This window comes from Bacillus cereus group sp. MG16 (genome assembly GCF_040459875.1).
Lineage (GTDB): Bacteria > Bacillota > Bacilli > Bacillales > Bacillaceae_G > Bacillus_A > Bacillus_A paranthracis.
This window is the reverse complement of sequence record NZ_JARVHE010000001.1, coordinates 2,443,464-2,467,805: the sequence shown is the minus strand read 5'-3', so window position 1 is coordinate 2,467,805 and position 24,342 is coordinate 2,443,464. Positions and strand designations below refer to the sequence as shown.

The window sequence follows — 24,342 nt, the reverse complement described above, 5'->3', positions numbered from 1 at the left end:
TCGTTGTTAATTATCTATTCAAAAACATATCTAATTCTTTCGCTAAAGACTGTACTGCTTTCTTCCTCAATACATACTTTCCGTCATGTATATCAACCAACTTCGCTGCACGTAACAATTTCAAATGATGGTGTACAGTCGATTTACTAAGTTGCAATCTTTCTGTAATTTCCTGCAATGTTCGTTCTTTTTCGAACAACATTTTTACAATGCGTAATCTCGCTTCATCTCCAAGAGCTTTATGTTTTTGAACTAAAAAAAAATTCGGTTCATATGGATCTTCAGGATGGATACTTTCGTTTGCAACTGGATAATGAAATACTTTTGTATCTTCAACATCCGCCTCAATATTCCACGGTCTGTACGTTATTTGCGGGATAAGAAGTACGTAATGAACACTTGGTTCTGGCATATAATGAACGCCACCTGTAGCCCACTCGACAAACTCTTCTGGTTTCATCTTTTTATTCATTTCATTCTTTGCTTCATAATCTCGTTTGAATATAGAAAGTATTTGTTCTTCCTCTCTTTTAATAACACTGTCGTACCATCCTGTCATAACAGCAATTAAATGAGCTTTCAGCACTTGTACATCAACATCGCATATAAAACGAATATAAGTAGAGAAAAACTGATGATCTTTTGTCAGTTCCATTAGTTCATGTATTGCAGTTACATCTGTACTTGCAGCTAAACGTCTTTTCTCCTCATACTTCTCCCCTAAAAACGGTAAACATATATACTTCAAATCTTCTTCTGAAAGTGAATCGATTGTAGTATGAAACTGCGATACATCGTGAAAATCTTCTTCATACAACAACTGAAGCAATGCTTTCCACGTATTATGTTCTTCGACAAATTGTAAGTGCTCTCTCATTTCTTCTGTTAATGATTTCTTAATTTCTTCCCATTCATTTTGGCTCTTTTCAAGAGTATCAATTAACCGCTTATGAGTAATCGCAGCAATTCCAAGAGCACATTCGAAAAGTATCGAATATTTCACTTGAACGTTATAAGTTTCCCTCTTTCTACTCGTTATGTGATAGACCTCCATTTTTATCCCTCCTTGTTTGCTATATATTAAATTCTATTTTTATCGAATTTTACCTTCTACATTTTTAGAATTAACAAAATTTTAGTTGAAATACATTCATTCTAAATTAAGAAGAATAGGAGCTTTTTTATATACAAATAATAAGCCTCAAGGAGTTGTTGACATGTATTTCATATTGAATATGTTAGGGATTTTCGTTGTCATATTAATTGTTTACTTATGTTCGCCTAATAAAAAACATATAAAATGGAGACCAATTGTAATTCTCATCATATTGGAGCTTTTTATTACGTGGTTTATGTTAGGCACAAAGCTAGGCAGTATTATCATTAATAAAATTGCTTCATTTTTCAGTTGGCTACTAGCATGTGCGAATGAAGGAATTCGATTTGCATTTCCTTCTGCTATGGAAAATCAAACAATTGATTTCTTCTTTAGCGCATTACTTCCTATCATTTTTGTTATCACGTTCTTTGATATTCTTTCTTACTTTGGAATCTTAACTTGGATTATTGATAAAGTAGGTGCAATTATTTCAAAGATTTCTCGTTTACCAAAGTTAGAAAGCTTCTTTTCGATTCAAATGATGTTTTTAGGGAACACCGAAGCGCTTGCTGTTGTTCGGGATCAATTATCTGTTTTAAAAGAAAATCGTCTGCTGACTTTTGGAATTATGAGTATGAGTAGCGTCAGCGGATCCATTCTTGGTGCTTATTTATCAATGGTTCCAGCAACATATATTTTCAGCGCAATCCCATTAAACTGTATTAACGCATTAATTTTAGCCAATGTATTAAATCCTGTGGAAGTTTCGAAAGAAGAAGATGTTGTTTATTCACCTTCCAAACATGAAAAAAAGGATTTCTTTTCTACTATTTCCAACAGTATGTTAGTCGGGATGAATATGGTTATCGTTATTTTAGCTATGGTAATTGGATATGTAGCTTTAACAGCATGTTTAAATGGGATTTTAGGATTTTTTGTAACGGGTTTAACAATTCAAAAAATCTTCTCTATTATCTTTAGTCCTTTCGCTTTTTTACTCGGTTTATCGGGCAGTGATGCTATGTATGTAGCTGAACTAATGGGGATCAAAATAACGACGAATGAATTTGTTGCAATGATGGATTTAAAATCAAACTTAAAGTCTTTACAACCGCATACAGTTGCGGTTGCCACAACATTTCTAGCTTCTTTTGCTAACTTTAGTACAGTAGGTATGATTTATGGAACTTACAATTCATTATTTGGCGGCGAAAAATCATCAGTCATCGGGAAAAATGTTTGGAAGCTTCTTGTGAGCGGAATGGCTGTTTCCTTATTAAGCGCTATGCTTGTTGGGCTTTTTGTATGGTAAATAATTTTTAAAATAAAAGACACCCAAACGAAAATTGAGTGTCTTTTATTTTTATTTTCGAATTTGTCCATTTCCACGAATGACGTATTTTGTAGAAGTTAATGCAGGAAGTCCCATTGGTCCCCTTACGTGTAGCTTTTGTGTACTGATGCCAATCTCAGCTCCGAATCCGAATTCAGCTCCATCAGTAAAACGAGTTGATGCATTGTGATACAGCGCAGCAGCATCAACAGATACGAAAAATTTGCTGACGTTTTCCTCGTTTTCTGAAATAATCGCTTCAGAATGCATAGATCCATACGTATTTATGTGGTGAATCGCTTCTTCTATAGAAGAAACTAATTTAACTGCTAGCGTGAGAGATAAAAATTCTGTCCCCCAGTCTTCTTCTGAAGCAAGTACAATTGATGAATCAATTGCCAATGCTTTTTGATCACCACGTAGCTCCACGCCTCTTGCCTTCAAAGAAGAAAACAACTCGCTACCATATTGCTGTGCCCACTTCTCATGAAGTACAATCGTTTCAATCGCATTACATACAGATGGTCTCTGCGTTTTTGCGTTTATAATAATATCAATTGCCATTTGCTTATTCGCTGTTTTATCAATAAAAATATGACAATTTCCCGCACCTGTTTCAAGTACTGGAACAGACGCTTCTCTCACAACAGTATCGATTAATTGTTTGCCACCTCTTGGAATAAGAACGTCTAAATAATCATTCATTGTAAATAACTGCTTTGCGCTATCTCGCGTTGTATCTTCTATAAGCTGTACGCTTTCTTGAGGTAAGCTTGTTTGTTTGAGCGCCCTGTGAATAACGGCAACGATCGCCTTATTAGAATGAATAGCAGAAGAACTACCACGTAATATGACTGCGTTTCCAGTTTTTAAACAAATTGTAGCAGCATCCACCGTCACATTCGGTCTTGCCTCATAAATCATGCCAACAACACCAAGTGGTACACGCATCTCCTGAATAGATAGTCCATTTGGCCTTTCCCATGCACTTACACATTCTCCTACAGGATCACGTAATTCAATTAGCTGCTTAATCCCCTCTGTCATATCAATAATACGATTTTCAGTTAGCATAAGACGATCAAGGAGTGAATCCGAAAATCCTTTTGCCTTACCTTCTTCAATATCGCGTTTGTTTTCCTCTAAAATATAAGCTGTTTCACTTATTAATTGATTTGCAATTGCATCAAGTGCTTCGTTTTTTTGATGTGTAGATTTTAGTACCAGTTCCCTAGCAACCTCTTTCGCTCTTTTCCCCTTTGCTAACACTTCATTCATTTTTATTTCCTCCTTTTTAACATCACTATTCTTAAAGTGAAACCCAATGATCCCTATGGATGACTTCATAATTATGCCTTTCGCCTCTTGCTTGAATATGTTGGCTTTGCATACCTTTTATCTCTCTTAATTCCTCTGCGCTATATGTGCATTGTCCTTTTCCAATTACGCGCCCTTGTTGCGTCATGACTTCTACAACATCGCCAACTTTGAAAAATCCTGACACATTTGTAACACCCGCAGGAAGAAGACTCTTGCCATGCTGAATGATAGCTGTAGTTGCTCCAGCGTCTATTTCAATTTGACCGCTAACAACCGAATGCAAGGCAATCCACTGCTTGTTCATCTTCATTTCTTTTTGAGGGGCATTTCCGACATACGTTCCGTCACCTTTCCCCTTCAAAACATCAACAAATTTCTCTTGTCCACGTCCTGTACCGATAAATACACTTACCCCAAGAGAGAGTGCTGTCTTTGCAGCATCGATTTTTGATTTCATTCCGCCAGTCCCAAGTTTTGAGCTAGCATCTCCTGCAAGAGAAGCGATTTCTTCTGTAACTTCAGGAAGGAAATAATATTTTTTCGCATCCTCATTTTTCTGAGGATTTTTATCATATAAACCGTTCACATCTGTAAAAATCATCAGCATATCCGCCGACACAAGTCCGCTTACTAAAGCTGACAGCATATCATTATTACCGAACGTTAACTCCTCTAAAGAGATGGAATCATTTTCATTAATAATTGGAAGAGCAGAACGGTTTAGTAACTCTCCTAACGTCGCGTAAGCGTTACTATATTGTTCTTTTCTAGAAAAATCACTTCTCGTCAGCAATAGTTGCGCAGTAACGATACCGTATTTACGAAATTCCTCCGTGTACGCCTGCATTAATAAACTTTGTCCGACAGCTGCTGCAGCCTGTTTCCCTTTAATTGTTACAGGTCTGCTAGGGTATCCTAGAGCAGAAAAACCTGCAGCAACGGCCCCAGATGTAATTAACAACACTTCATGCCCTTCCTCTTTCAATCGAGCTAATGCGGCAACATGATCTGAAAGTTGTTCTTTAGAAATGCCTCCATGACTATCCGCCAAAGAACTGCTCCCAATCTTTACAACTATTCGCTGTTTCTTCACTTTTTTATCCCCCAAGTCTAAAATCAAAGTTTTTTATACATTACATTTCTATTCATACAGCTTGCAGCGATTTCTATTCTTATGAGTGCTGCACGTAGCCTATTTAAGAGCAAAATAAAAATGACCGCTTCGCCCTTAATAAAATAAAAAGGACGAAACGGTCATTGTTCCGCGGTACCACCTTAATTGATATACATAGATATCCACTTGGTGCCTATAACGCAGGCGAACGCCTAAACTTTCATTTAAGACTCAGGGATAGGTTCGATATATTCTATACGAGGAATCTTTCAGCCGGTGAATTCCACTCTCTTTCGCAAGAAGACATATGTACTATTTCCCTTCAACGATTTTCGGTTTAATTTTTTTATATTATGCGATATAGTTCGATTTAGTGTCAAGAGGTATTTTTAAAAATACATAGAGCTGCGAGTTACTTGTATGAAGTTATTGCCCTACTGAATGAAAATACAAATCAATATAAGTTCAACTCATATTTATAAACATAAACCTTACATTATAGTGTATACATTTACAAAATGTCGAATATAATTAATTTTTATCTTTTCATGTTGCAAAAAGGAATATATTCTCTTAGAATGTTTCTTTATATTGCACAGAGATGTTATTGTTATATTAAGATAATACTTTCGAAATGATATAATTTATTAAAAAGGAGCAAGATTGAATTATTATGGATAAACAAATTGGATTCATCGGATGCGGAAATATGGGGATGGCTATAATTGGCGGGATGCTAAACAAAAAGATAGTGTCTTCAAATAAAATCATGTGTTCAGATTTAAACACGACGAATTTAGAAAATGCTAGTGAAAAGTACGGAATATCTATAACTACTGACAACAATGAAGTCGCTAAAAATGCTGATATTTTAATTTTATCAATTAAACCAGACTTATACCCGTTAGTAATTAACGAAATTAAAGAAGTGATAAAAAACGATGCTATCATCGTTACGATCGCTGCTGGTAAAAGTATTAAAAGTACTGAAAATGCCTTTAATAAAAAATTAAAAGTTGTACGAGTAATGCCTAATACTCCTGCTCTTGTTGGAGAAGGAATGTCAGCATTATGTCCGAATGAAATGGTGACAGAAAAAGATTTAGAAGATGTGCTAAACATTTTCAATAGTTTTGGTCAATCAGAGATTGTAAGTGAAAAGTTAATGGATGTTGTAACATCTGTAAGTGGCTCTTCACCAGCATACGTATATATGATAATAGAAGCGATGGCAGATGCTGCTGTACTAGATGGTATGCCAAGAAATCAAGCATATAAATTCGCAGCTCAAGCTGTATTAGGATCTGCAAAGATGGTACTAGAAACAGGAATACATCCAGGTGAATTGAAAGATATGGTTTGTTCCCCTGGCGGAACAACGATAGAAGCTGTAGCAACTTTAGAGGAAAAAGGCTTACGAACAGCCATCATTTCAGCTATGCAACGTTGTACACAAAAGTCTGTCGAACTATCTGGTCAAACGAAAAAGTAAAACTATAAATTCACATGAATGTAATTAGAAATGCACTACATGATAAACGGCCAAACTCGAATTTACTTGAGTTTGGCCGTTTTAGTTATTAATTATATTAAAATAATTTCATTTTCCCCTTCCCTACTATACTTGTGTAATTTTATTAGAAACAAGTAATTTTTCAATGCAAATCGGTAACATATCTAATAGCGTTTCAAATGCGTAATTTACATCTAGACGTTCTGTCCATTGATGTGCATCTTTTCCTACCGGCCCCATATTTAATACTGGAACGTCAAATTCTTCTAGTTCCTGAAGTGGAATTGAGTAACCTTTATCCCATAATGGCATATTGTCTACAAGTGAACTCATTGAATGTAATGGATTTTGTAAGCCCACATAGCTTAAATCTGAAATTCCTCCAAAATAGTTTTGGTTTTCAAATGTAATATTATGATTGAAGTGTGCATACCTTTCCATTTCTCCAACTACTTCTTTAATTAACTGGTTGTTACGTGAACTTACAGCTGGATAATATGGCGGAGCGAAGAAAAGTACAATCATCGGCGCCTTTTCTTTACATAAAATAGCTAGTTTATCTACTAAATCAATCGTTACCGCACGATCATCTTTATCTTCTCTATTTTTTATAATGCTAAATTGAATTTCATTTATTTTCTCTTGCCCATGTTGTTCAATTGCATATGCGATAAGCTCTTCATACGTTAATACATTTACTTTGAGGTTAGGTGGTATAAATGGATTATATTTAGAAAAACGATAAGCTTGCTTCTCATATGATTCTTCTATTTTTCCTGCTACTTTCGTTACTTTTTGACGCAGCAATGAAACGATATCTGTCATTGATTTTTCTAGTAAAAACAAATTAAATAACGTGACTGCACGATGCGGAATTTGTACAGAGTAATCCTCCTTTAAGTCCCTTTGAAGTAAATTAGTTGGCGGAGGACTCGCTTCCCCTTCTACAATATCACAAAGGTCTGTATTCAACTCTAATTCTGCTGTTATTAATGAAGCCATATAACTCCCATTTAAGCCTGCAAAAGGTTCACCTACATGTGTCTCTTTTCCGTAGCAAAGAAAACCAGGTAACACTTTACCAATAGAACCAGTGTAAATATACTTATTTTGGTCACCAGGATGTCTTGCAAACATAGGCTCTGAATTTAGTACCGTTTTATACTCTAAATCATGTTCTCTTGCTAAATCTAATAATCTTGGAACAGCAGCTCTCATCCCTACAGAGTTTACTTCTTCATCTGGTACGGCCAATAAAAGAACATTCCCATCAAATCTTCCTTCACAGGCTTGCTCAATCATCGCCATTTGTAACGTGAGGCCGCATTTCATGTCCATTGTTCCTCTACCAAACAGCCAATCTCCTTGTTCTATATCTTCACGTACATGGTCTGGTAATTCATCTTTATGAGAATAAAACATAGACGTTAACTTTTTAGGATTAAATGCATCTTCTTTCCACACTCCGTAATCTTGCACATCTACAACATCAAAGTGACTAACTAAAATTACGGTATTTTTTGTACGATTGCTTTTCTTTACTAGTGCTGTAACAAAATATCGTCCGTCCCCTGTCGGATTTTTTTGCAAATGGTGCGGATTTTCTTTGAAGTACTGTAAATCAGATAATTGTTCCACAACGAAGTCTGGCAATATCACTTCAGCTTCTGTACCTGTAATACTAGGAATTTCAACAAGACCGCTTAATAATTGAATCAATTGTTCTTTTGATTGCCACTTTGACATATAAATCCCCCTATTTTTCCGTATTATGAAAACGAATTCCATTATATGAATAAAAAATGACGACAGCTATCAAAACTATAGTTCTGATGTACTGCCGATTTTTATTGATATTTCATGTGCTGCTTGTTTTACCTTACTAATAAGAAAAGAAAGTCGATCATCATTAATGCGATGACTAATTAACCCAACACTTAATGCTCCTACTACTTTATGATTAAATCCGATAATAGGTGCAGCTACTGAAGCTGTCCCTTCTGTTTTTTCTCCATAACTGACAGCATATCCTTCGTTTCTTATTTGCTTTATTTGATCAAGAAGAATTTGCTTTTGTTCTGGTAGGGTAGAAAGTAGTTGCTCAACAATATATTCCATTTCATTCTGTTTCATATTGGCAAGCATCGTTTTATTTGCAGCACCAATTGAAAGAGGAATCTGTTCCCCTAAGTTATCAATAACTCGAATTTTTAAAGGGCTATCCATTCTTTCAATGATAATAGAATGTGTTCCATTTGGAATGTTCAAATACACACTTTCTTCCACTTCATAGGCCAATCGTTTCATTACTTCTCTTGCAACTGATCTGTAGTCTACCTTCTCCAATTGTCGTAATCCTATTTCCATCCACATTGGTCCAATTTTGTACTGTTTCGTCTCTGAAATTTGTGTAACTAGCCCATGCTCGATTAGAGAGTTAAGTAATCTATGTACTGTACTAACTGGGAGATGTGTTCTGTCCGCTATATCAGAAATGGCCCAATACTCTTTTTCATTAGTAGAATTTAATAACTTTATAATACTTATCGCTCGATCAATGGACTGTACCATAACTCACCTCTACTTCACTTGTAATATGTTAGTACGCTCAATTACCTATCAATTTAACAAACATTCGAAATGAAATCAATCCATTTATTCAATTTTCCAAAAATAAAAATATGTCGCGAACAATAATTTGAAAGCGTAAACAAAAAAATATTGACTTTTCTTTTTAATTATCTGAAAATTATAACAAGATTTCACATCACGGAATACATTCCATAATACGGAAAAACATCAAACTTTATGCTATCAACTACGAAAGTGAGGAAAACAATGGCGCAAGTAAATAATACAAACAATGAATTAAAACGTACGATGAAAAGTAGACACTTATTCATGATTGCACTGGGTGGTGTGATTGGAACGGGATTATTTAACGGATCTGGTTTTATTATAAGTCAGGCTGGACCTGGTGGATCCGTACTTGCCTTTATGGCCGGTGGATTATTAATGTATTTCGTTATGCTATGTCTTGGTGAACTCGCTGTAGCCATGCCTGTTTCGGGGTCTTTCCAGGAATATGCCACTAAGTTTATCAATCCTGCAACTGGCTTTACAATCGGATGGTTGTATTGGTTAAGCTGGGCGAATACGACTGGCCTTGAATTTACAACCGCTGGCATTACAATGCAGCGCTGGTTTCCTGATATTCCTGTTTGGGTTTGGTGTTTAATATTTGGCGTTACAATCTTCACGATTAACGCACTATCTGCTCGTAGTTATGCAGAAACAGAATTTTGGTTTTCAAGTATAAAAGTATCTGCCATTATCGCTTTTATTATCCTTGGTGGCGCTGCTATGTTCGGTTTAATTGATTTGAAAGGCGACGAACCAGCTCCGCTATTATCAAATTTCGTAAATCATGGTGGTTTATTCCCAAATGGACTTGCAGCTATTCTATTAACAATGGTTACAGTCAATTATTCCTTCCAAGGTACAGAACTTGTTGGAATCGCTGCAGGTGAAAGTGAAGATCCAGCAAAAACTTTACCTCGTTCTATTAGAAATATTATATGGCGTACGATGTTTTTCTTCGTCTTAGCAATCTTTGTTCTCGTTGCTTTAATTCCTTGGGAAGAAGCAGGATTAACAAAAAGCCCGTTCGTTGCTGTTTTTGATAATATCGGTATTCCATATGCTGCTGATATTATGAACTTTGTTATTCTTACTGCTGTTCTTTCTGTCGCCAATTCAGGATTGTACGCAGCAACTCGCATGCTTTGGTCATTATCCAAAAATGAAATGGCTCCAGCCTTTTTAAAGAAATTATCATTACGAGGAATACCTCTAAATGCTTTAATTATGACAATTGCTATTTCTGCTTTTTCTCTTTTGACAAGCGTAGTAGCTGCTGAAACTGTTTACCTATGGTTAATTTCCATCTCCGGAGTCATAACAATCATTGTTTGGATGTCAATTTGTGTTTCTCAATTCTTTTTCCGTAAACATTATGTAGCAGACGGCGGAAAATTAGAAGACTTAAAGTTCAAAACTCCACTTTATCCACTTGTACCAATTCTTGGTTTTGGATTGTATGGCATTATATTAATTAGTCTTATCTTTATCCCTGAACAACGACTTGGAATCTATTGCACTGTACCATTTATTATCTTTTGCTACACTTATTATCACTTAAAAGTTAAGAAAAGAATTTCTACTAACACTAATAGTGAAACTAAAATTAGAGAGACGATGTAATACCCTGCTTATATAAAAGACCGCACATGGCTTTCACTTCATGTGCGGTCTTTTATCATTTTAATTCGCTTTAAAATTATATAATGGCTTAATAATATGCTTTATATCTATTGTCTCTTTCGTATTTTCGATAATTTCATTCATTGGCTTGTATACCATTGGTGCCTCATCAATTATGCTCTCTGCTACCGATGTAGTCCAAACTTCTGTCATCGTATTTTGGAAGTCCTCTAGACTCAATAATTCTTTAGCCTTCTTCCGACTCATGATACGTCCTGCCCCATGCGGACCAGAAAAATTCCAGTCTGGATTACCTTTACCAAATGCAATAATTGAACCGTCTCTCATGTTAATTGGAATAATGACTCGTTCATCTTTCTGAGCTGAAATAGCACCTTTTCGTAGAATCATATTTTCTATGTCTATATAGTTATGTATTGTAGTAAATTGATCGGTTACTTTCCAGTCCATTTTCGTAACAATTTCATCAATCATTGCTTTACGATTTAACTCAGCATACTTTTGGGCAATACTCATGTCATTCATATAATCTTTGAATCCCTGTCCTTCTAAATAAGCTAATTCTTTTCGAATATTAGGCTTCTTTATTCCACGTAAAGTTTCTTGTATTTCTTTTTCTCTCCCCTCTTTCATTAATCTCTTAATAATCTCATCTTTCATTGATGTAACATCAATGAGTTGTTCATATGCGAAGTTCTGATAATACTCTGCTATTTGCTTTCCTAAATTACGAGAACCACTATGAATGACAATATATACATTCCCTTTATCGTCTTCATTTAGTTCGATGAAATGATTCCCTCCTCCAAGAGTACCTATACTTTTTTGAGCGCGTTGTAATGTAAATGGTGCTCTCACACCATCAAAATCAATCATTTTTGAGAATCGATGTTCTTTATCTCGGATACGAAAACCACTTGGAACGAATTTACGAATTGTTTCGTCTAAATAATCAAAATTAATTTCTTCTTTTTTCTTATCAATTACAACAACTTCCATACCACAACCAATGTCTACCCCTACAAGATTAGGAACGATTTTATCTTGTATTGTCATCGTTGTCCCAATCGTACACCCTGCTCCCGCATGTGTATCTGGCATAATACGAATTTGACTATCCTTTACAAATTCTTGGTTACAAAGATCAATAATCTGCCCTGTCGCAGTCTCATCAACGTTATTCGTAAATACTTTCGCTTCATTGTATTTTCCTTGTAATTTCAACATCTTTCATTTCCCCTTCCTTTTGAAAGAATTATTTTATTACGTTGTTTCTGTTCTCATCATTACTCTCATCCACCTTTTGCTTTCCATTATATATGTATGATATCCTTCACAATAATAAAAAATAATGATGTTTCATCTTATTTACATAATATGATTATCGTATCCTTGAATTTATACCTACATATGAGTATTCCACGTCCTCAATATCCGTTATATATAACAAAAACTCCCCTTAAATCGAAAATGATTAAGGGGAGTTTTATAGCCGATGAAATTATAATTCCGATTTCACCCGAACAGAAACATTATTTTTAATTATATTTTTTACATCTTTAAAGCTAACAAAATTGTTACTTTTCTCATCCCAAAGACGGAAACGTAGTGATTGTAAGCTTGTAGCAAGTGTAATTGTTGGTACATTTTTTAACGGAAGCGTATTATTGTGTGCCTCTTCTAGCTTATAATTAGGTACTCTTGGGCTTAAATGGTGAACATGATGGAATCCAATATTACCAGTTAAGAATTGCAAGATTTTTGGAAGTTTATAAAATGAACTTCCTTCTACTGCCGCTTTTACATATTCCCAATCTTTATCCTCTTCAAAATAAGAATCCTCAAAAGTGTGCTGTACGTAAAACAGCCAAATCCCTACTGAACCTGCTATTAAGAATATCGTACCGTGTACGAACAGAAACGATTGCCACCCTATTGCCCAGCAAAGGATAGCTACTACAGCAACGATAATAATATTCGTCAAATACGTATTCATACGTTCTTTCTGTCTTGCACCTTTTCGGTTAAATCTATTTTTAAGCAAGAAAACATAAATCGGACCTAATCCAAACATAACGAATGGATTGCGATATAAACGATATGCTAAACGAAGTCTAAATGGTGCAGCTACATATTCATCGACTGTAAGCGTCCAAATATCTCCTGTACCTCGCTTATCTAAATTACCACTTGTAGCGTGATGAATCGCATGCTCATGCCCCCATTGATCAAATGGGAATAACGTTAACACACCCATACATGAACCTACTATTCTATTTGCACGTCGACTTTTAAAGAATGAATAATGGGTACAATCATGAAAAATTATGAAAATTCGCGTCATAAAACCAGCAGCTAACAGAGATGGAACTAATGCTAACAGATAAGAAACAGACAAACTTTTATAAGCGAGATACCATAAAACAACAAATGGCACGACTGTGTTAATAAGTTGCCACACACTTTTTTTAATTGTTGATTTTTCATATGGAGCAACTTGTTTTTTTAAATTTTTAGTATTTTCTAATGTCATTTTACTAATTCCTTTCCTTTTTGTTGCTAATTCATATTATAGCATACTATTAGTATCAGGTGTTAAAAGTAGATGTAATAAATATTATATACTATAAAAATCTCTTTTTTCTTACTCAATACTTACAAATTACTTACTCCCCAAATAGCGCTATAATTGGACAAATGGAGCGTTTTATTTATAAAATGAACTTCTACAAACTTTTTCACAAGCAGAAAAGAGCTGCCATAAGTCAGTTTCACCGGCTTATGGCAGCTCCTCTTCATTTTATTTTATCGATGGATCCAAACTGCACCTGCAGACTTGTCTTCAGCTTGACCTACTACTTCAAACTTCAATCCTAGTTTAGGTAACTTACGTCCCGCATCTGGAATAACGCTGTTGATGTATTGCTTAGAATCATCAAATTTTGCAACTCCTGGTAATCCTTTATAGTCAAAGATACCGCGAGTTGGTGAATTTACTTTCCATGCTGGCGTTTGATCAAATGAGAATGCCGCATCGGCAATTTGATAACGTGTACTGCTCTTCACAGTAGGTTGTCCGTTTAATGTTCCTACGATTGCCTCTGGATGAGAATCTACTACTCCAAGGAACCCTTCACCTGGATGAACGCCTACCCAGTTATCTGTAAAGCTTTGATCCGCATACCATACAACCATTCCTGTATTAAATACTGGACCACGTGCATATTGTAATGCAGTATCAGACCCAGCGTAATTACGCCACTCGATATAGTAGTTATGTTTCTTCTGTTCAAATCCGTTAGACACAGTAAATCCTTTTAATGTCATTGCTGGCTGGCCTTCTGCGTCATCAGAGAAAACAACTTTTCCATCTACAGTTAATGCTGCATTGTCTAACGCAAATCCTTTATATGCTACTGCAATATCTGTTACATACTCAAATTGCAGTTTTACTTTCTTTCCTTTGAATTGATTTAAATCATATGATTTATCAATCCACTTACCATCCGTTGTATCTATACCGCCTTTTACATCTTTTTCGCCCATTCGATCAATGCGTGTCTTCGTTCCATCTTCTGCAATCGCATATACGTCAAGGAAATCATACTTCGCTTCCAGTTCGTAAAATGCCTTATAATCAAACTTAGCATCCGTTGCAGTCGTTAAGTCAAATACTGGTGTCTCAAGTGTTGTATGAATATCATTTCCTTTCGTGCTGTAATAAAACTTCTTACCAAATGCTGACTCAATATTTTTTATATCTTTGTCTGGCAAGTTAACACGAATGATTCCTGGTCGTTTTGATTTTGTCACACTTTGATCTAAATATGTTGCAGTACCGATTCCCGTACGAAGTTTATCATAATCTACCTCAACAATATTCGCCCAGTTCCCCTTCATATTTTTTTGGAAAAACTCTTTATTTTGCGGTGAGAAACTTGTTGGCTCTGTACCTGCAATTTTTCCAGCCCAGCTACCGCCGCTCATTAGAGACCATGATTCAACTGGTTCACCTTGTCCTGAATACTTTGTATCATACTCATCTGGCAAGCCTAAATCATGACCATACTCATGTGCAAATACACCAACCGCTCCGTCTTCTGGCTCGATTGTATAATCGTATGCAGCCATCTTTCCGCCCCAGTTCGAAACAGAAGATTTTGTACCATCAATCGCATATGGCTTCGACCCTAGTTTTGAACGATGAGACCAAATTGCATCATCTTTCAATTTACCACCGCCAGCTTCTTGCCCCACGCCTGCATGTACTACCATTAAATGATCGATGATTCCATCTGGCTCATTTTTATTTCCATCACCATCTTGATCGTATTGATCAAATTGGTCATAATCTGCTAAATTGATACCTTTTGCTACTGCTGCTTTCAATGCTTCTTTCACAAAATCTTTTGGGCCTAAAGGACCTTTGTTGTCATGACCAGTTCCCGCATCAGCACCATAATCTGACGCTTTTCCTGGAACAGTAAGCCATTCTGTTACAGTTCCATCAACTGTGTAGCTTCCGCCAGATTGTTCTTCATAATATTGTTTAAATGTATTAATCTTCGATCCATCAAATAACGTAAATGGCTCATCACCAAATAACATTTTTTGATAATGTTCACGATTAAAGTCCTTAGAATACATATACCCCGGTTCTTGATCGATATTATTATGCTTAAAATCGCTAAATTCTACGAGTAATACAAGTACTTTATCTTTTCGAACAGCCCCATTGTACTCAGCTTGCTTCGCTGGTGTAGTCGGTACTTTTCCATTTAATTTTCCTGGGTTCAATCCTGGACCTTGCCCAGCTACTGGTCCTACTTCGGGCTGCTGCGCTTGTTCATTTTCCTTCATTTTTGCATCTTTTACTTTTTTCATAAAATCTGAAGCTTCTTGCGTAAGATTATCTCCTGCCAAGATTTCTTTTCCAGGGTTTTCCCCTTTCTTTTTCTCAACATATTTTTCGACAGCCTTTGATGTCTCAGCTTGTGATGCAGATTGATCGATTACTCCTCGTTGCTTCAGCGCTTCTGCCAAGCGTTCCTCTGGTATTAAATGCTCATCAATTGGTAGAGATGGTGGCGTATCAGCATACGCTGCATGACTTCCAAAAGCAAACGTACTACTTAGCACTGCTGCTGTTGTTAATACCGCTAAAGGTTTTAATTTCTTTTTCTTTCTCAATGTATTTCCTCCCCAGTGTCTGCAAATTATCGATTTTTGCCGATAGCAATATAATATTCGTTATAATACGAATATTCAATCTTTTTAAAGTGCTAAAATGTTGAGAAATATTTTTTCTAGGATGAAAAACATAAAATAGGTAAATTTACAGGAAGTTTACTCTAGAATTTGTGGTTCTCTTTCCTCGTTTTTTCGAATGAAATCTCATCTATACAAAAATGCCAATTCCTAAGTAGTAGCTAAGGAATTGGCATTTTTTTAACGAGAATGCTTTATGAATAAACGACTTGCTTCTTCTGGTACATAGAACTTACCATTGCTTTCTACAACAACACTTCCTAGTTCATAATCTTTATTCTTAATACGAATTATATTTTTGTTAACAAATAATTGAGCTGTTACATTATTATGTTTTACTATGAGTACAGGATTCGCTACATCAGTTTTATCTATTGTTACAGTTGCACCATTCTGCTTAAAGGCTAATTCACTCTCTACAAATAATTTGTTTGTTACTTCTTCTAAATTAAAGCCCATCGCTTTCGCTATTGTCTTTGCAACGTCCGTGTTTTGAATCAAACCAACTGGCTTTTGAGGACCGTATGAATATAAAAATACATCCTCACCAGTATGACCTCCTGTTGTAAAGCCTATGTTCGCACGGTTAGCCAATAATGTAGTGAAAATTGGACCTACGTCTATTTTCTTTTTAACCACTTTTAACCTTTCTTTTTCATCATAAGTTAAATTGTCCAACCCGTATAATTTAGCTACCTCTTCTACATTGGATAGATCAGATTTCAAATTATTGATAGTCCCTTCAAGTGTCATTTTCGCTTTTTTCAATGGATCAATATATGCAGAGACCGGCGTAGTATTATAACCTTTTGTCGTATTCATATTGCCAATAGAAATACCGCTGTTACCATGGTCCGCTACGGCTATTAGCATCGTATTACCATCTTTTTTTGCAAATCTTAATGCTTCTGCAACTGCATTATCAAATGCTAACACATCACTAATCATCCCAATTGGATCATTCACATGGGCTGCCCAGTCTGGTTTACTTCCTTCCACAAATAAAAAGAACCCATCTTTATCTTTTGATAACGTTTGAATTGCTTTTTCCGTCATTTGAGAGAGTGTTGGTTGCTCTGGAGTTGTTGCTTCACGATCCATATCGAACGCTAAAGCATTATGTGAGAAAGAGCCCCAAATTTTATTAGCTTTGGATTTCAATAATGCATCTTTCGTTTCAACAAAGTCGTAGCCTTTATTTTGAATCACTTTTACTAAATCTTCACCATCTTTTCGAATCCCACTATCTGTCTCAGGTAGAAGTGCTGCTTTTCCCCCACCTAATACGACATCTATATTTTGATATACTTGTTGCTCCGCGAGCACTTCAAAATTGTTACGATTCACATGATGAGCGGAGAATCCAGCAGGAGTAGCATGCTGAATTTCAGCTGTAGCAACAATTCCAGTTGCGCGACCAGTACGTTTCGCACCTTCTAAAACATTGGCAACTGGACGTAACTTGTCCTCTTCTTTCATTGATTTTAAGCCAGGTGAACTCACAATAGTAGGTAATACCCCTACATATCCTGAATTCGATTTATTCCCCGTCGCTAAAGCTGTAGCTGCTGGAGCTGAGTCTGTTATAGCTGATTCCGCCGAATATGTACGAACTCCCCCTGTTACAATTTCATCTAATGCAAGTGGTTTCCCTTTATACAAGCGAGCTAATGTAGTTGCTGAAGAACTCGTTCCGTCCATAACCATTATGATTACATTTTTCGGTTGACGTTCTACTTTTTTCACTTTCGCTTCCACCGTATAATCATTCATCATACTTTCAGTACATAACATACTTAGTGTGATCGTTCCTACTAACAGTAACTTCTTCATCTTTAAACCCAATACAAACATGATTGCGCCTCCATTAGTTTCACATTCATTTACATACAAAATTCTGACTGTCTACATATGTTTTATTAGTTCCCAATTTTTCTAAAGCTAACAATAGTAACTTTCTTATTCATTACATCTCGGTATAGTTCATCTATCTTATAAAGAAGATTTTTCATTATTAACTTGTTAAACAATAAATCCCCAATTGAATTAAATAAAAATTTATTGTTTAACAATAAATTTCGTGGTAAATTAATAAGATATTAAATAAATGAGGTGCTTTTTATGAAACAAGGATCAACACTCTTCCTAAAGACAGCTGTGATTCTAATGGGTATCCCTGTTCTTGCTATGTGCATTTTTTTAGTTCCTAAAATAGGAAACTTCGCCGCAGAACTTTATCCTGATATTGCATATATTAAATATCTTGTATTTATCAACTTATACGCAACAGCAATACCTTATTATTTTGCGCTGTATCAAACATTCAAACTTTTAAACTATATTGATAAAAACAACGCATTCTCTGAGCTATCTGTTAAAGCCTTAAAAAATATTAAGTACAGCGCACTAGCAATTAGTGTATTATATGTATTAGGTATGCCACTTTTCTATCTTGTGGCAGAGAGAGATGACGCCCCTGGCATTATTATTATTGGAATGATTATAATTTTTGCTTCAATGGTAATCGCGGTCTTTGCTGCCGTTCTCCAAAGACTATTAAAAGATGCGATAGATATAAAATCAGAAAATGATTTAACGGTCTGAGGTGAATAATATGGCAATTATTATTAATATTGATGTAATGTTAGCGAAAAGAAAAATGAGTGTAACAGAGCTTTCGGAGAAGGTTGGAATTACAATGGCTAACCTTTCGATCTTGAAAAATGGTAAAGCAAAAGCAGTTCGTTTTTCAACTTTAGAAGCCATTTGTAAAGCATTAGAATGCCAACCTGGGGATATTTTAGAATATCAACCAGAAGATACCGAATAAAAAGAGTCCTTCACACGAGAAGGGCTCTTTTTATTCGGTATTACGGAGCAAAACTAACTCGACCAGTCAAAACTAAAATAATCGCGATGATCCAAAATATAAAGAATGATGAGGACAGTATGAATGAAAGAATAGCAATCCCCTTCTTCTCTGTTTTTTTCGTCATTGTAATGATAGAAAGTATGATACCTGCAACTGTCAGGGCAACTGTAATATAATCTCCCACTATATTACCTGCATTCGCTATCCTTGTTGGCGTTATAAAAACGAACAGAAAACATAAAATACCGATGAGTAAACATATGTAGCTTATTATACTGTACTTCTTTTTAGGAACTAGTTCAGTTTTCATACTAACTCACCCCTTCTATATAGCTATAAGTTCATATTAGCACAAATAACCATAATTTGGTTAAATCAAAAAAACAGATACAGCGGAAACTTCCACTGTATCTGTTTTTTATTTAATAACTAAACCTGCTATTTCTTCTTTATCATTATAAGTTATAATGAATGTCCGTTGTTCTTTACTATATTTTGCTACAAGAATAACAGTATATAAGCCATCTTTTTCTTCAATCGATTGTTTTTCAATTTTTTCAAATGTACCAGCTTTCTCAATTATAGGTATAAGATCTTTCATCTTTTCTTCTGACAATGCAGCTTTCATTTTACTATCAAATTTTTCACGCACGTCTTTATACTTTGCCTCATTTAATAATGATACAATTTCTTCCGCTTTTGAAATAAATTTTTTAGACGTACTTTCATCTACTTTATTACCGGTACATGCTGCGAGCGCGAACGCCGTGATAGCACTTATAATAATAAGTAACATTCTTCTCATTTTAATACACCCTTTCTTTTTAAAATAAAACTATAACTAAAAGTGAGTAACGCAAAAATTGCTATTGAAACTTCTGACATAATAATCCCGCTTTTCCCTGGCACATATAGCGATATAATGCCAGCTAATGCATTTACATTCCCATGGATGAGAATTGCATATACAACATAACGAAATTTCTTTTGGACGACAGCTTGCAATACAATGAAAGAAAGCCCAACATGTAATACCATCGCAAAGATGCGCTCAATACCACCGAGATAATAACTGTCACCATTTTGAATGACGGTTTGTGATAATAATAGGGATATTACTGGGATACCGACTATCAACACCGCCTCAATACCACCATGCCCTGCTCCAAATAAAAAAACAGACTGCCAATCTCGTTGCTTCATAAAATAACGCATTGCGATAAAACGAGCTATCTCTTCAAAAATTCCAGCTGATATACTAAGCAAAACTGCAAATAGTATAGGCTGCATAACAGAAAACATTTGAAAATCTGTGCTAGTTCCATTTAAATAATTTAGCATTGGTATGCGAATCAATATTTGTGATACAACAAAAGCCAATATACCTAACATATATGGAATATAGCGTTTCTTCCAAAAAGCATATAAAAGTGCTATAAGCGGTAAACCAAAGCTAATCATTGTTGTAAAAATAAGACCATTCATCTCGCTTCACCTCTTACTTGAAGTGTATAAAATTGAGTGAAGAAAGTATGTAGTTATTTCTTATTTGGTTTCCTTTTCATCATAGATGGTCATTTCATCTCATTTAATATAAATGTTTGTGTGAAATAAGGACTTACATAAGTTGTTTCTAACGTCGCATTATTTGTTTTATTTATGATTCGTTTTAACGAAAATAGCCCGTACCCTCTAGCACCTTCTTTACTTGAATGGTTTTTCTCATAAATTTTTTGTAAATCAATCGCTTCACCCTTTGAACTATTACGCACGATAAAATATTGTCGTGAATCCATTTCAAAGAATGCGATTTGTAATATCTTTTCCTCACTACATACTGCTTCCTCAATTGCATTATCTACTAAAACTGAAATGATACGAATAAATGAAATAATCGTCATCGAAACACTTTCAATGTTCTCTGGTATATCAAGCATTACTTTTATTTGTTGCTGCTGAGCAGTGCTAACTTTTGCTCTTAATACGCTTCTTACTTCAGGAATTTGTATGCGAGATAATTTTGCGATATCAAGTTCATGATCATTTATTGTTTTTAATGTGGGAGCAATAACATCGTAGTACACTTGCTCAATTTCTTTCACATTTTTTGTACGTATTCCTTCTTCTAACGATAGTAATACATTCATATAATCATGACGAAAACTAGCAAGCTCATCATGCATATCCTCTAATTTTTCCACATAATCTAATAACTCTTTATCTAAACGTTTTTCATGCTCTTCTCGTAACTTTTCTTTCGATAAATGTGAGCTTATTAGTACGATGATTAGTAATAATAAAAAAATAATAATCGCTGAATTATAACTTACTTCACTGTATTGTTGATTTATTTTTGCTAAAAACTCAGTTGACGGCTGAGTTAAAATTAGTTCAATAATAAACCCGATCATTAATAATATATAAGTTACATAGTATAACGGACTACTTACTATATATTGAGCGATTTTTTGAATTCTTTTACGCGCTACTAAAATACCGATAAAAGTAAGGATTGATACGATAAGATGAATAATACTACCTGTCCATAAATATAAATTGAATGGAGTTAACATAAAGATTTTCATCCCTAAATCTAATAGCAACATTTTCACTAACGTTATAATCACCATACTCACCAGTGCAAAATATAAATTATGCTTAAATTTCAATTCATTTTGCATTAATCCTAAACTTATTAAAAATAACACAATCGTACTATTCAATTCTGGATATTTCGTTACTGTTACGACAATAGCAAGTAAAATAATGAATACCGTACTTAAAGCTATTAACATTCTAACTGACAATCTGTTGTATCGGATTAATTGTATATATAAAAACGTATGACACATACTAGTAAGCAGTATTGCAAATAAATCATAAATATACATTACATCTCACCCTTTAACATGTTACGTACTTTACTCACTAAACGCCGTGACACTGGAATGCGTTTCCCGCTTTTTAAAACTATCATTTTTTGTTTCGCATCGTAAGAAGACATTTGCTTCGTATTCACGATATATGACTGATGGCAACGAAATAAACGTTCATCTATTATTTCTATCTCCTTTAATGCTCCATAAAAATAAACGATTCGATCTAACGTCACTAATGCTAACCGGTGCGGTTCATCAGTCATAACATATTCAACTTCATGAAAAGGAACCCGCACAGTGGCATTACTATTTTCAACGATAAAGTCATCCGACGGAATAATATGCTTATTTCTTGCTTCATATTGAAGTAAACATTGTTCAAAAACTTTATATCTCTCCTCATATGGCAACCCTTTATCAATAAAAGTTAAAGCTGATACCATGTATTGATATGAAATAGGTGCAAATTCAGAATGCGTCGTTACAAACACAATAATTCCTTGCGTATCATACTTTCGTATCTCTTGTGCTACTTGTAACCCTTTACGCTCTTCCCTTTTAATCTCTATATCTAAAAAATAGATTGGGACATACTTCGCCTTCGGAATATTAGTAATAATATTTTCACTTTTACTAGTCACCTCAATAAAATCAAAAGGCAACCTATACTTCTCACAAATCTCTTCAACTAGCCGCTTCATTTGCTGTGCTTGTATGACATCGTCTTCTAAAATGAAAATACTCATGTAATCACTCGCTTTATTGAAATCTTTTCATCTATAGATTTATCTATAAATATATAATTCAAATTATAATAATATTCTCCTTCTCATTAATTGAAATAATTAATCTGCTATTACATAGAGAAACCTCAACTTTTCAAACAAAAAGTTGAGGTTTTCTTCAAATCAATTTATAACTAAATCCGCCCTATCCTTCGGTGATTCCATTTCTAAGTAATAATCCTCTGCCTTCCAATACCTATTTTGAAACTTCGAAAGTTTCTTTTGGGTCTCTTCGCTTTCCCGCAGAAAACGTGTCTCTCTTGGACAATCCAAGTACACCATATAATGAAAGAAATCTCTCCATTCTTTTCGCTGTAGAAAAACGCCTTCAATTACAATTACACCTACTATGGGGATCTGTACTTTTTTCATTTCGCATGAGTCTGTCTTATCATTATAGAACGGTAATTTTAGTTTTGTTTCATTTTGTAGCTTTCGAAAAAACTTCTGCCGAAGCCATTCAATATCCCATTGCAAATAATAATACTCATACCATTCTTCATAACCAGTATGATATCGTTTATTACGCTCCACTATATGATCATCAATATGAAAAATATGAAACGGAATACTTTCTTGTTTCATATTTTCCTTTAAATTTGCAACAAATGTTGTTTTTCCTGAACGACTTAAACCATCTATCCCTAAAATAAATTTATTTTTCCTATGTTTCTTCATAATAGTTATAAGTTCGTTTGTACTCATTACTTCTTCCACTCTTCTTTTAATAACGAGTATAAAATGGTATCATGAGCAACTCCATTTTGAATCATATGTTTTCGAAGTAATCCTTCTTCTTGAAATCCTGCTTTATTTAATAATTTTTGAGAAGCTTTATTTTCTACATATACAACAGCAGCAATTCTTATAAGTTGCAATGTTTCAAACCCGTAAGCTAAAATCGCCTGTAACGCTTCCGTTGCATACCCTTGTCCCCAATATGTATCGTCTAGCTCATAACCAATTTCAGCTCGCTTATGATGATGGTTAATTAAATGAAAACCGCACGTTCCGATTAATTGGCCCGTCCCCTTTTTCTCTATTCCCCAGCGAAATACACTTCTCTCTTCATAACGATTTTTAAACGTTTGAATCGTTGTTTTCGCTTGCTCAATATTTTCGAAAGAATCCATTCCGAAATAACGTATAACAGATTCTTTTGAAAAATAACGGAACATCGTTTCTGCATCTAACAGTGTTAGTTCTCTTAATTGTAAACGTTCTGTTTCTAGTTTCGGAAATCCCATCTCTTTTTCTCCTTCTATTCTAATGAACTGCAAATTTCAATATAATTTCCATCTGGATCAGCAATATATGCAATGGTTTGCCCCCACGGCTTTACAATTGGTTCAACTAAAACCTTAATACCTTGTTCTCTAAGTTGCTCAATCGTTTCTTGTACATTTTCGACAACGAATCCCAATTCAAAATGGGAAGATTGTAACTCACCTTCTGTAAGTGGTAATCCTGTTAATTCTTTTACGTCTTGCCGCGTATTCATCGCTAATATGGTAGTACCCGTATTAAATTCAATATATGTACCGTGCTCTGCTTTTATCGGTAACTGTAATACATCTTTATAGAATCTTAAACATTCCTCAAACTTTTCTACGTATAAAATGATGTACTTCATTTTTAAATTCATTTTACATCCCCCTTTATATCCATCCCTAAAATTTCGACAAAAGTCTCATAAAAACCTTGTTTCCTATAGTAACGAGCACAAAAAAATGAGGCCGATTTCTCGGCCTCCCAGCTTATTGGCATAAAACAGGAGATTTGGTTTGGACATAACCAGTTCGTACTCTTATTATATTTTATTTTTTCTGAATTTTAAATACATTAAACACCTATTTATATTGAGAAAGTTTTTTT

General features: G+C 34.8%; 22 protein-coding genes and 1 other annotated feature. Of the genes, 5 read left to right on the top strand and 17 right to left on the bottom strand.

From position 1 onward, the window contains the following. Positions 1-10: 10 nt before the first annotated feature. Positions 11-1,054 (bottom strand): ArsR/SmtB family transcription factor, encoded by a 1,044-nt coding sequence (locus QCI73_RS12650; RefSeq protein ID WP_353823041.1) that lies wholly within the window; start codon positions 1,052-1,054, stop codon positions 11-13. A gap of 163 nt (positions 1,055-1,217) precedes the next feature. On the opposite strand from QCI73_RS12650, the gene QCI73_RS12645 reads away from it, so the two are divergent. Next, positions 1,218-2,411: a NupC/NupG family nucleoside CNT transporter gene (locus tag QCI73_RS12645; protein ID WP_000273608.1), complete on the top strand. Its 1,194-nt coding sequence runs from the start codon at positions 1,218-1,220 to the stop codon at positions 2,409-2,411. Between the two features lie 51 nt (positions 2,412-2,462). Here QCI73_RS12645 and proA read toward each other — a convergent pair whose 3' ends face one another. Together proA and proB are read right to left on the bottom strand one after the other, a co-directional pair. Continuing rightward, positions 2,463-3,710 (bottom strand): gamma-glutamyl phosphate reductase, encoded by a 1,248-nt coding sequence (proA, locus tag QCI73_RS12640; RefSeq protein ID WP_327924001.1) that lies wholly within the window; start codon positions 3,708-3,710, stop codon positions 2,463-2,465. Positions 3,711-3,741: 31 nt separating this feature from the next. Further along, positions 3,742-4,845, bottom strand: coding sequence for a glutamate 5-kinase (proB, locus tag QCI73_RS12635; protein WP_353823040.1), 1,104 nt, complete (start codon positions 4,843-4,845; stop codon positions 3,742-3,744). A 145-nt stretch (positions 4,846-4,990) separates the two neighbouring features. Then, positions 4,991-5,201, bottom strand: a binding site (T-box leader). Positions 5,202-5,539: 338 nt separating this feature from the next. On the opposite strand from proB, the gene proC reads away from it, so the two are divergent. Continuing rightward, entirely contained in the window at positions 5,540-6,358 is an 819-nt protein-coding gene (gene proC, locus QCI73_RS12630) for a pyrroline-5-carboxylate reductase (RefSeq protein ID WP_353823039.1), read from the top strand. A 126-nt stretch (positions 6,359-6,484) separates the two neighbouring features. On the opposite strand, the gene QCI73_RS12625 is transcribed toward proC, so the two are convergent. After that, positions 6,485-8,125: a M20/M25/M40 family metallo-hydrolase gene (locus QCI73_RS12625; protein WP_353823038.1), complete on the bottom strand. Its 1,641-nt coding sequence runs from the start codon at positions 8,123-8,125 to the stop codon at positions 6,485-6,487. A gap of 75 nt (positions 8,126-8,200) precedes the next feature. Next, a complete protein-coding gene (locus QCI73_RS12620; RefSeq protein WP_353823037.1) occupies positions 8,201-8,950 on the bottom strand; it encodes an IclR family transcriptional regulator in 750 nt (249 codons plus the stop codon). A 267-nt stretch (positions 8,951-9,217) separates the two neighbouring features. On the opposite strand from QCI73_RS12620, the gene QCI73_RS12615 reads away from it, so the two are divergent. Next, positions 9,218-10,642: an amino acid permease gene (locus tag QCI73_RS12615; protein WP_353823036.1), complete on the top strand. Its 1,425-nt coding sequence runs from the start codon at positions 9,218-9,220 to the stop codon at positions 10,640-10,642. A 60-nt stretch (positions 10,643-10,702) separates the two neighbouring features. Here the strand turns inward: QCI73_RS12615 and QCI73_RS12610 are convergent, their stop codons facing one another. The 4 genes from QCI73_RS12610 to QCI73_RS12595 form a co-directional block, all read right to left on the bottom strand. Further along, entirely contained in the window at positions 10,703-11,890 is a 1,188-nt protein-coding gene (locus QCI73_RS12610) for an RtcB family protein (protein WP_353823035.1), read from the bottom strand. A 274-nt stretch (positions 11,891-12,164) separates the two neighbouring features. Next, positions 12,165-13,196 (bottom strand): Delta(5) desaturase DesA, encoded by a 1,032-nt coding sequence (gene desA, locus QCI73_RS12605; protein WP_353823034.1) that lies wholly within the window; start codon positions 13,194-13,196, stop codon positions 12,165-12,167. Positions 13,197-13,468: 272 nt separating this feature from the next. Next, the gene (locus tag QCI73_RS12600) at positions 13,469-15,853 is read right to left on the bottom strand and encodes an immune inhibitor A domain-containing protein (protein ID WP_353823033.1); all 2,385 of its coding nucleotides are present in this window, start codon (positions 15,851-15,853) and stop codon (positions 13,469-13,471) included. Positions 15,854-16,111: 258 nt separating this feature from the next. Then, positions 16,112-17,785, bottom strand: a complete 1,674-nt coding sequence (locus tag QCI73_RS12595) for an alkaline phosphatase (RefSeq protein WP_353823032.1) — start codon at positions 17,783-17,785, stop codon at positions 16,112-16,114. Positions 17,786-18,052: 267 nt separating this feature from the next. Between QCI73_RS12595 and QCI73_RS12590 the strand changes: the two genes are divergently transcribed. Both QCI73_RS12590 and QCI73_RS12585 read left to right on the top strand, forming a co-directional pair. After that, complete coding sequence (locus tag QCI73_RS12590; RefSeq protein WP_000809096.1) at positions 18,053-18,535, top strand: DUF2975 domain-containing protein; 483 nt, start codon at positions 18,053-18,055, stop codon at positions 18,533-18,535. A gap of 10 nt (positions 18,536-18,545) precedes the next feature. After that, positions 18,546-18,761 carry a helix-turn-helix domain-containing protein gene (locus QCI73_RS12585; protein ID WP_000974619.1) on the top strand — a complete coding sequence of 72 codons (216 nt, stop codon included), beginning with the start codon at positions 18,546-18,548 and terminating at the stop codon, positions 18,759-18,761. A 40-nt stretch (positions 18,762-18,801) separates the two neighbouring features. Here QCI73_RS12585 and QCI73_RS12580 read toward each other — a convergent pair whose 3' ends face one another. The 8 genes from QCI73_RS12580 to QCI73_RS12545 form a co-directional block, all read right to left on the bottom strand. Next, the gene (locus tag QCI73_RS12580) at positions 18,802-19,113 is read right to left on the bottom strand and encodes a hypothetical protein (protein WP_000845972.1); all 312 of its coding nucleotides are present in this window, start codon (positions 19,111-19,113) and stop codon (positions 18,802-18,804) included. A gap of 108 nt (positions 19,114-19,221) precedes the next feature. Beyond that, complete coding sequence (locus QCI73_RS12575) at positions 19,222-19,608, bottom strand: DUF3887 domain-containing protein (RefSeq protein ID WP_353823031.1); 387 nt, start codon at positions 19,606-19,608, stop codon at positions 19,222-19,224. Then, positions 19,605-20,288: a YhfC family glutamic-type intramembrane protease gene (locus QCI73_RS12570; protein ID WP_353823030.1), complete on the bottom strand. Its 684-nt coding sequence runs from the start codon at positions 20,286-20,288 to the stop codon at positions 19,605-19,607. Before QCI73_RS12570 ends, QCI73_RS12575 begins: the two co-directional genes overlap by 4 nt. Before the next feature lie 89 nt (positions 20,289-20,377). Continuing rightward, positions 20,378-21,694 carry a GHKL domain-containing protein gene (locus tag QCI73_RS12565; RefSeq protein ID WP_353823029.1) on the bottom strand — a complete coding sequence of 439 codons (1,317 nt, stop codon included), beginning with the start codon at positions 21,692-21,694 and terminating at the stop codon, positions 20,378-20,380. Beyond that, entirely contained in the window at positions 21,694-22,428 is a 735-nt protein-coding gene (locus tag QCI73_RS12560; protein ID WP_061536804.1) for a LytR/AlgR family response regulator transcription factor, read from the bottom strand. Before QCI73_RS12560 ends, QCI73_RS12565 begins: the two co-directional genes overlap by 1 nt. A 162-nt stretch (positions 22,429-22,590) precedes the next feature. Beyond that, positions 22,591-23,172 (bottom strand): kinase, encoded by a 582-nt coding sequence (locus QCI73_RS12555; protein WP_353823028.1) that lies wholly within the window; start codon positions 23,170-23,172, stop codon positions 22,591-22,593. Continuing rightward, a complete protein-coding gene (locus QCI73_RS12550) occupies positions 23,172-23,714 on the bottom strand; it encodes a GNAT family N-acetyltransferase (RefSeq protein ID WP_353823027.1) in 543 nt (180 codons plus the stop codon). Before QCI73_RS12550 ends, QCI73_RS12555 begins: the two co-directional genes overlap by 1 nt. A 14-nt stretch (positions 23,715-23,728) precedes the next feature. Continuing rightward, positions 23,729-24,112 (bottom strand): glyoxalase/bleomycin resistance/dioxygenase family protein, encoded by a 384-nt coding sequence (locus tag QCI73_RS12545; protein ID WP_327924023.1) that lies wholly within the window; start codon positions 24,110-24,112, stop codon positions 23,729-23,731. Positions 24,113-24,342: the final 230 nt, after the last annotated feature.

What these genes read in the sequence shown, in the direction of transcription:
- QCI73_RS12650 (WP_353823041.1), bottom strand. Translation starts at nt 1,054, where the DNA reads ATGGAGGTCTATCACATAACGAGTAGAAAGAGGGAAACTTATAACGTT.
- QCI73_RS12645 (WP_000273608.1), top strand. Translation starts at nt 1,218, where the DNA reads ATGTATTTCATATTGAATATGTTAGGGATTTTCGTTGTCATATTAATT.
- proA (WP_327924001.1), bottom strand. Translation starts at nt 3,710, where the DNA reads ATGAATGAAGTGTTAGCAAAGGGGAAAAGAGCGAAAGAGGTTGCTAGG.
- proC (WP_353823039.1), top strand. Translation starts at nt 5,540, where the DNA reads ATGGATAAACAAATTGGATTCATCGGATGCGGAAATATGGGGATGGCT.
- QCI73_RS12625 (WP_353823038.1), bottom strand. Translation starts at nt 8,125, where the DNA reads ATGTCAAAGTGGCAATCAAAAGAACAATTGATTCAATTATTAAGCGGT.
- QCI73_RS12620 (WP_353823037.1), bottom strand. Translation starts at nt 8,950, where the DNA reads ATGGTACAGTCCATTGATCGAGCGATAAGTATTATAAAGTTATTAAAT.
- QCI73_RS12615 (WP_353823036.1), top strand. Translation starts at nt 9,218, where the DNA reads ATGGCGCAAGTAAATAATACAAACAATGAATTAAAACGTACGATGAAA.
- QCI73_RS12610 (WP_353823035.1), bottom strand. Translation starts at nt 11,890, where the DNA reads ATGTTGAAATTACAAGGAAAATACAATGAAGCGAAAGTATTTACGAAT.
- desA (WP_353823034.1), bottom strand. Translation starts at nt 13,196, where the DNA reads ATGACATTAGAAAATACTAAAAATTTAAAAAAACAAGTTGCTCCATAT.
- QCI73_RS12595 (WP_353823032.1), bottom strand. Translation starts at nt 17,785, where the DNA reads ATGTTTGTATTGGGTTTAAAGATGAAGAAGTTACTGTTAGTAGGAACG.
- QCI73_RS12590 (WP_000809096.1), top strand. Translation starts at nt 18,053, where the DNA reads ATGAAACAAGGATCAACACTCTTCCTAAAGACAGCTGTGATTCTAATG.
- QCI73_RS12585 (WP_000974619.1), top strand. Translation starts at nt 18,546, where the DNA reads ATGGCAATTATTATTAATATTGATGTAATGTTAGCGAAAAGAAAAATG.
- QCI73_RS12580 (WP_000845972.1), bottom strand. Translation starts at nt 19,113, where the DNA reads ATGAAAACTGAACTAGTTCCTAAAAAGAAGTACAGTATAATAAGCTAC.
- QCI73_RS12575 (WP_353823031.1), bottom strand. Translation starts at nt 19,608, where the DNA reads ATGAGAAGAATGTTACTTATTATTATAAGTGCTATCACGGCGTTCGCG.
- QCI73_RS12570 (WP_353823030.1), bottom strand. Translation starts at nt 20,288, where the DNA reads ATGAATGGTCTTATTTTTACAACAATGATTAGCTTTGGTTTACCGCTT.
- QCI73_RS12565 (WP_353823029.1), bottom strand. Translation starts at nt 21,694, where the DNA reads ATGTATATTTATGATTTATTTGCAATACTGCTTACTAGTATGTGTCAT.
- QCI73_RS12560 (WP_061536804.1), bottom strand. Translation starts at nt 22,428, where the DNA reads ATGAGTATTTTCATTTTAGAAGACGATGTCATACAAGCACAGCAAATG.
- QCI73_RS12555 (WP_353823028.1), bottom strand. Translation starts at nt 23,172, where the DNA reads ATGAGTACAAACGAACTTATAACTATTATGAAGAAACATAGGAAAAAT.
- QCI73_RS12550 (WP_353823027.1), bottom strand. Translation starts at nt 23,714, where the DNA reads ATGGGATTTCCGAAACTAGAAACAGAACGTTTACAATTAAGAGAACTA.
- QCI73_RS12545 (WP_327924023.1), bottom strand. Translation starts at nt 24,112, where the DNA reads ATGAATTTAAAAATGAAGTACATCATTTTATACGTAGAAAAGTTTGAG.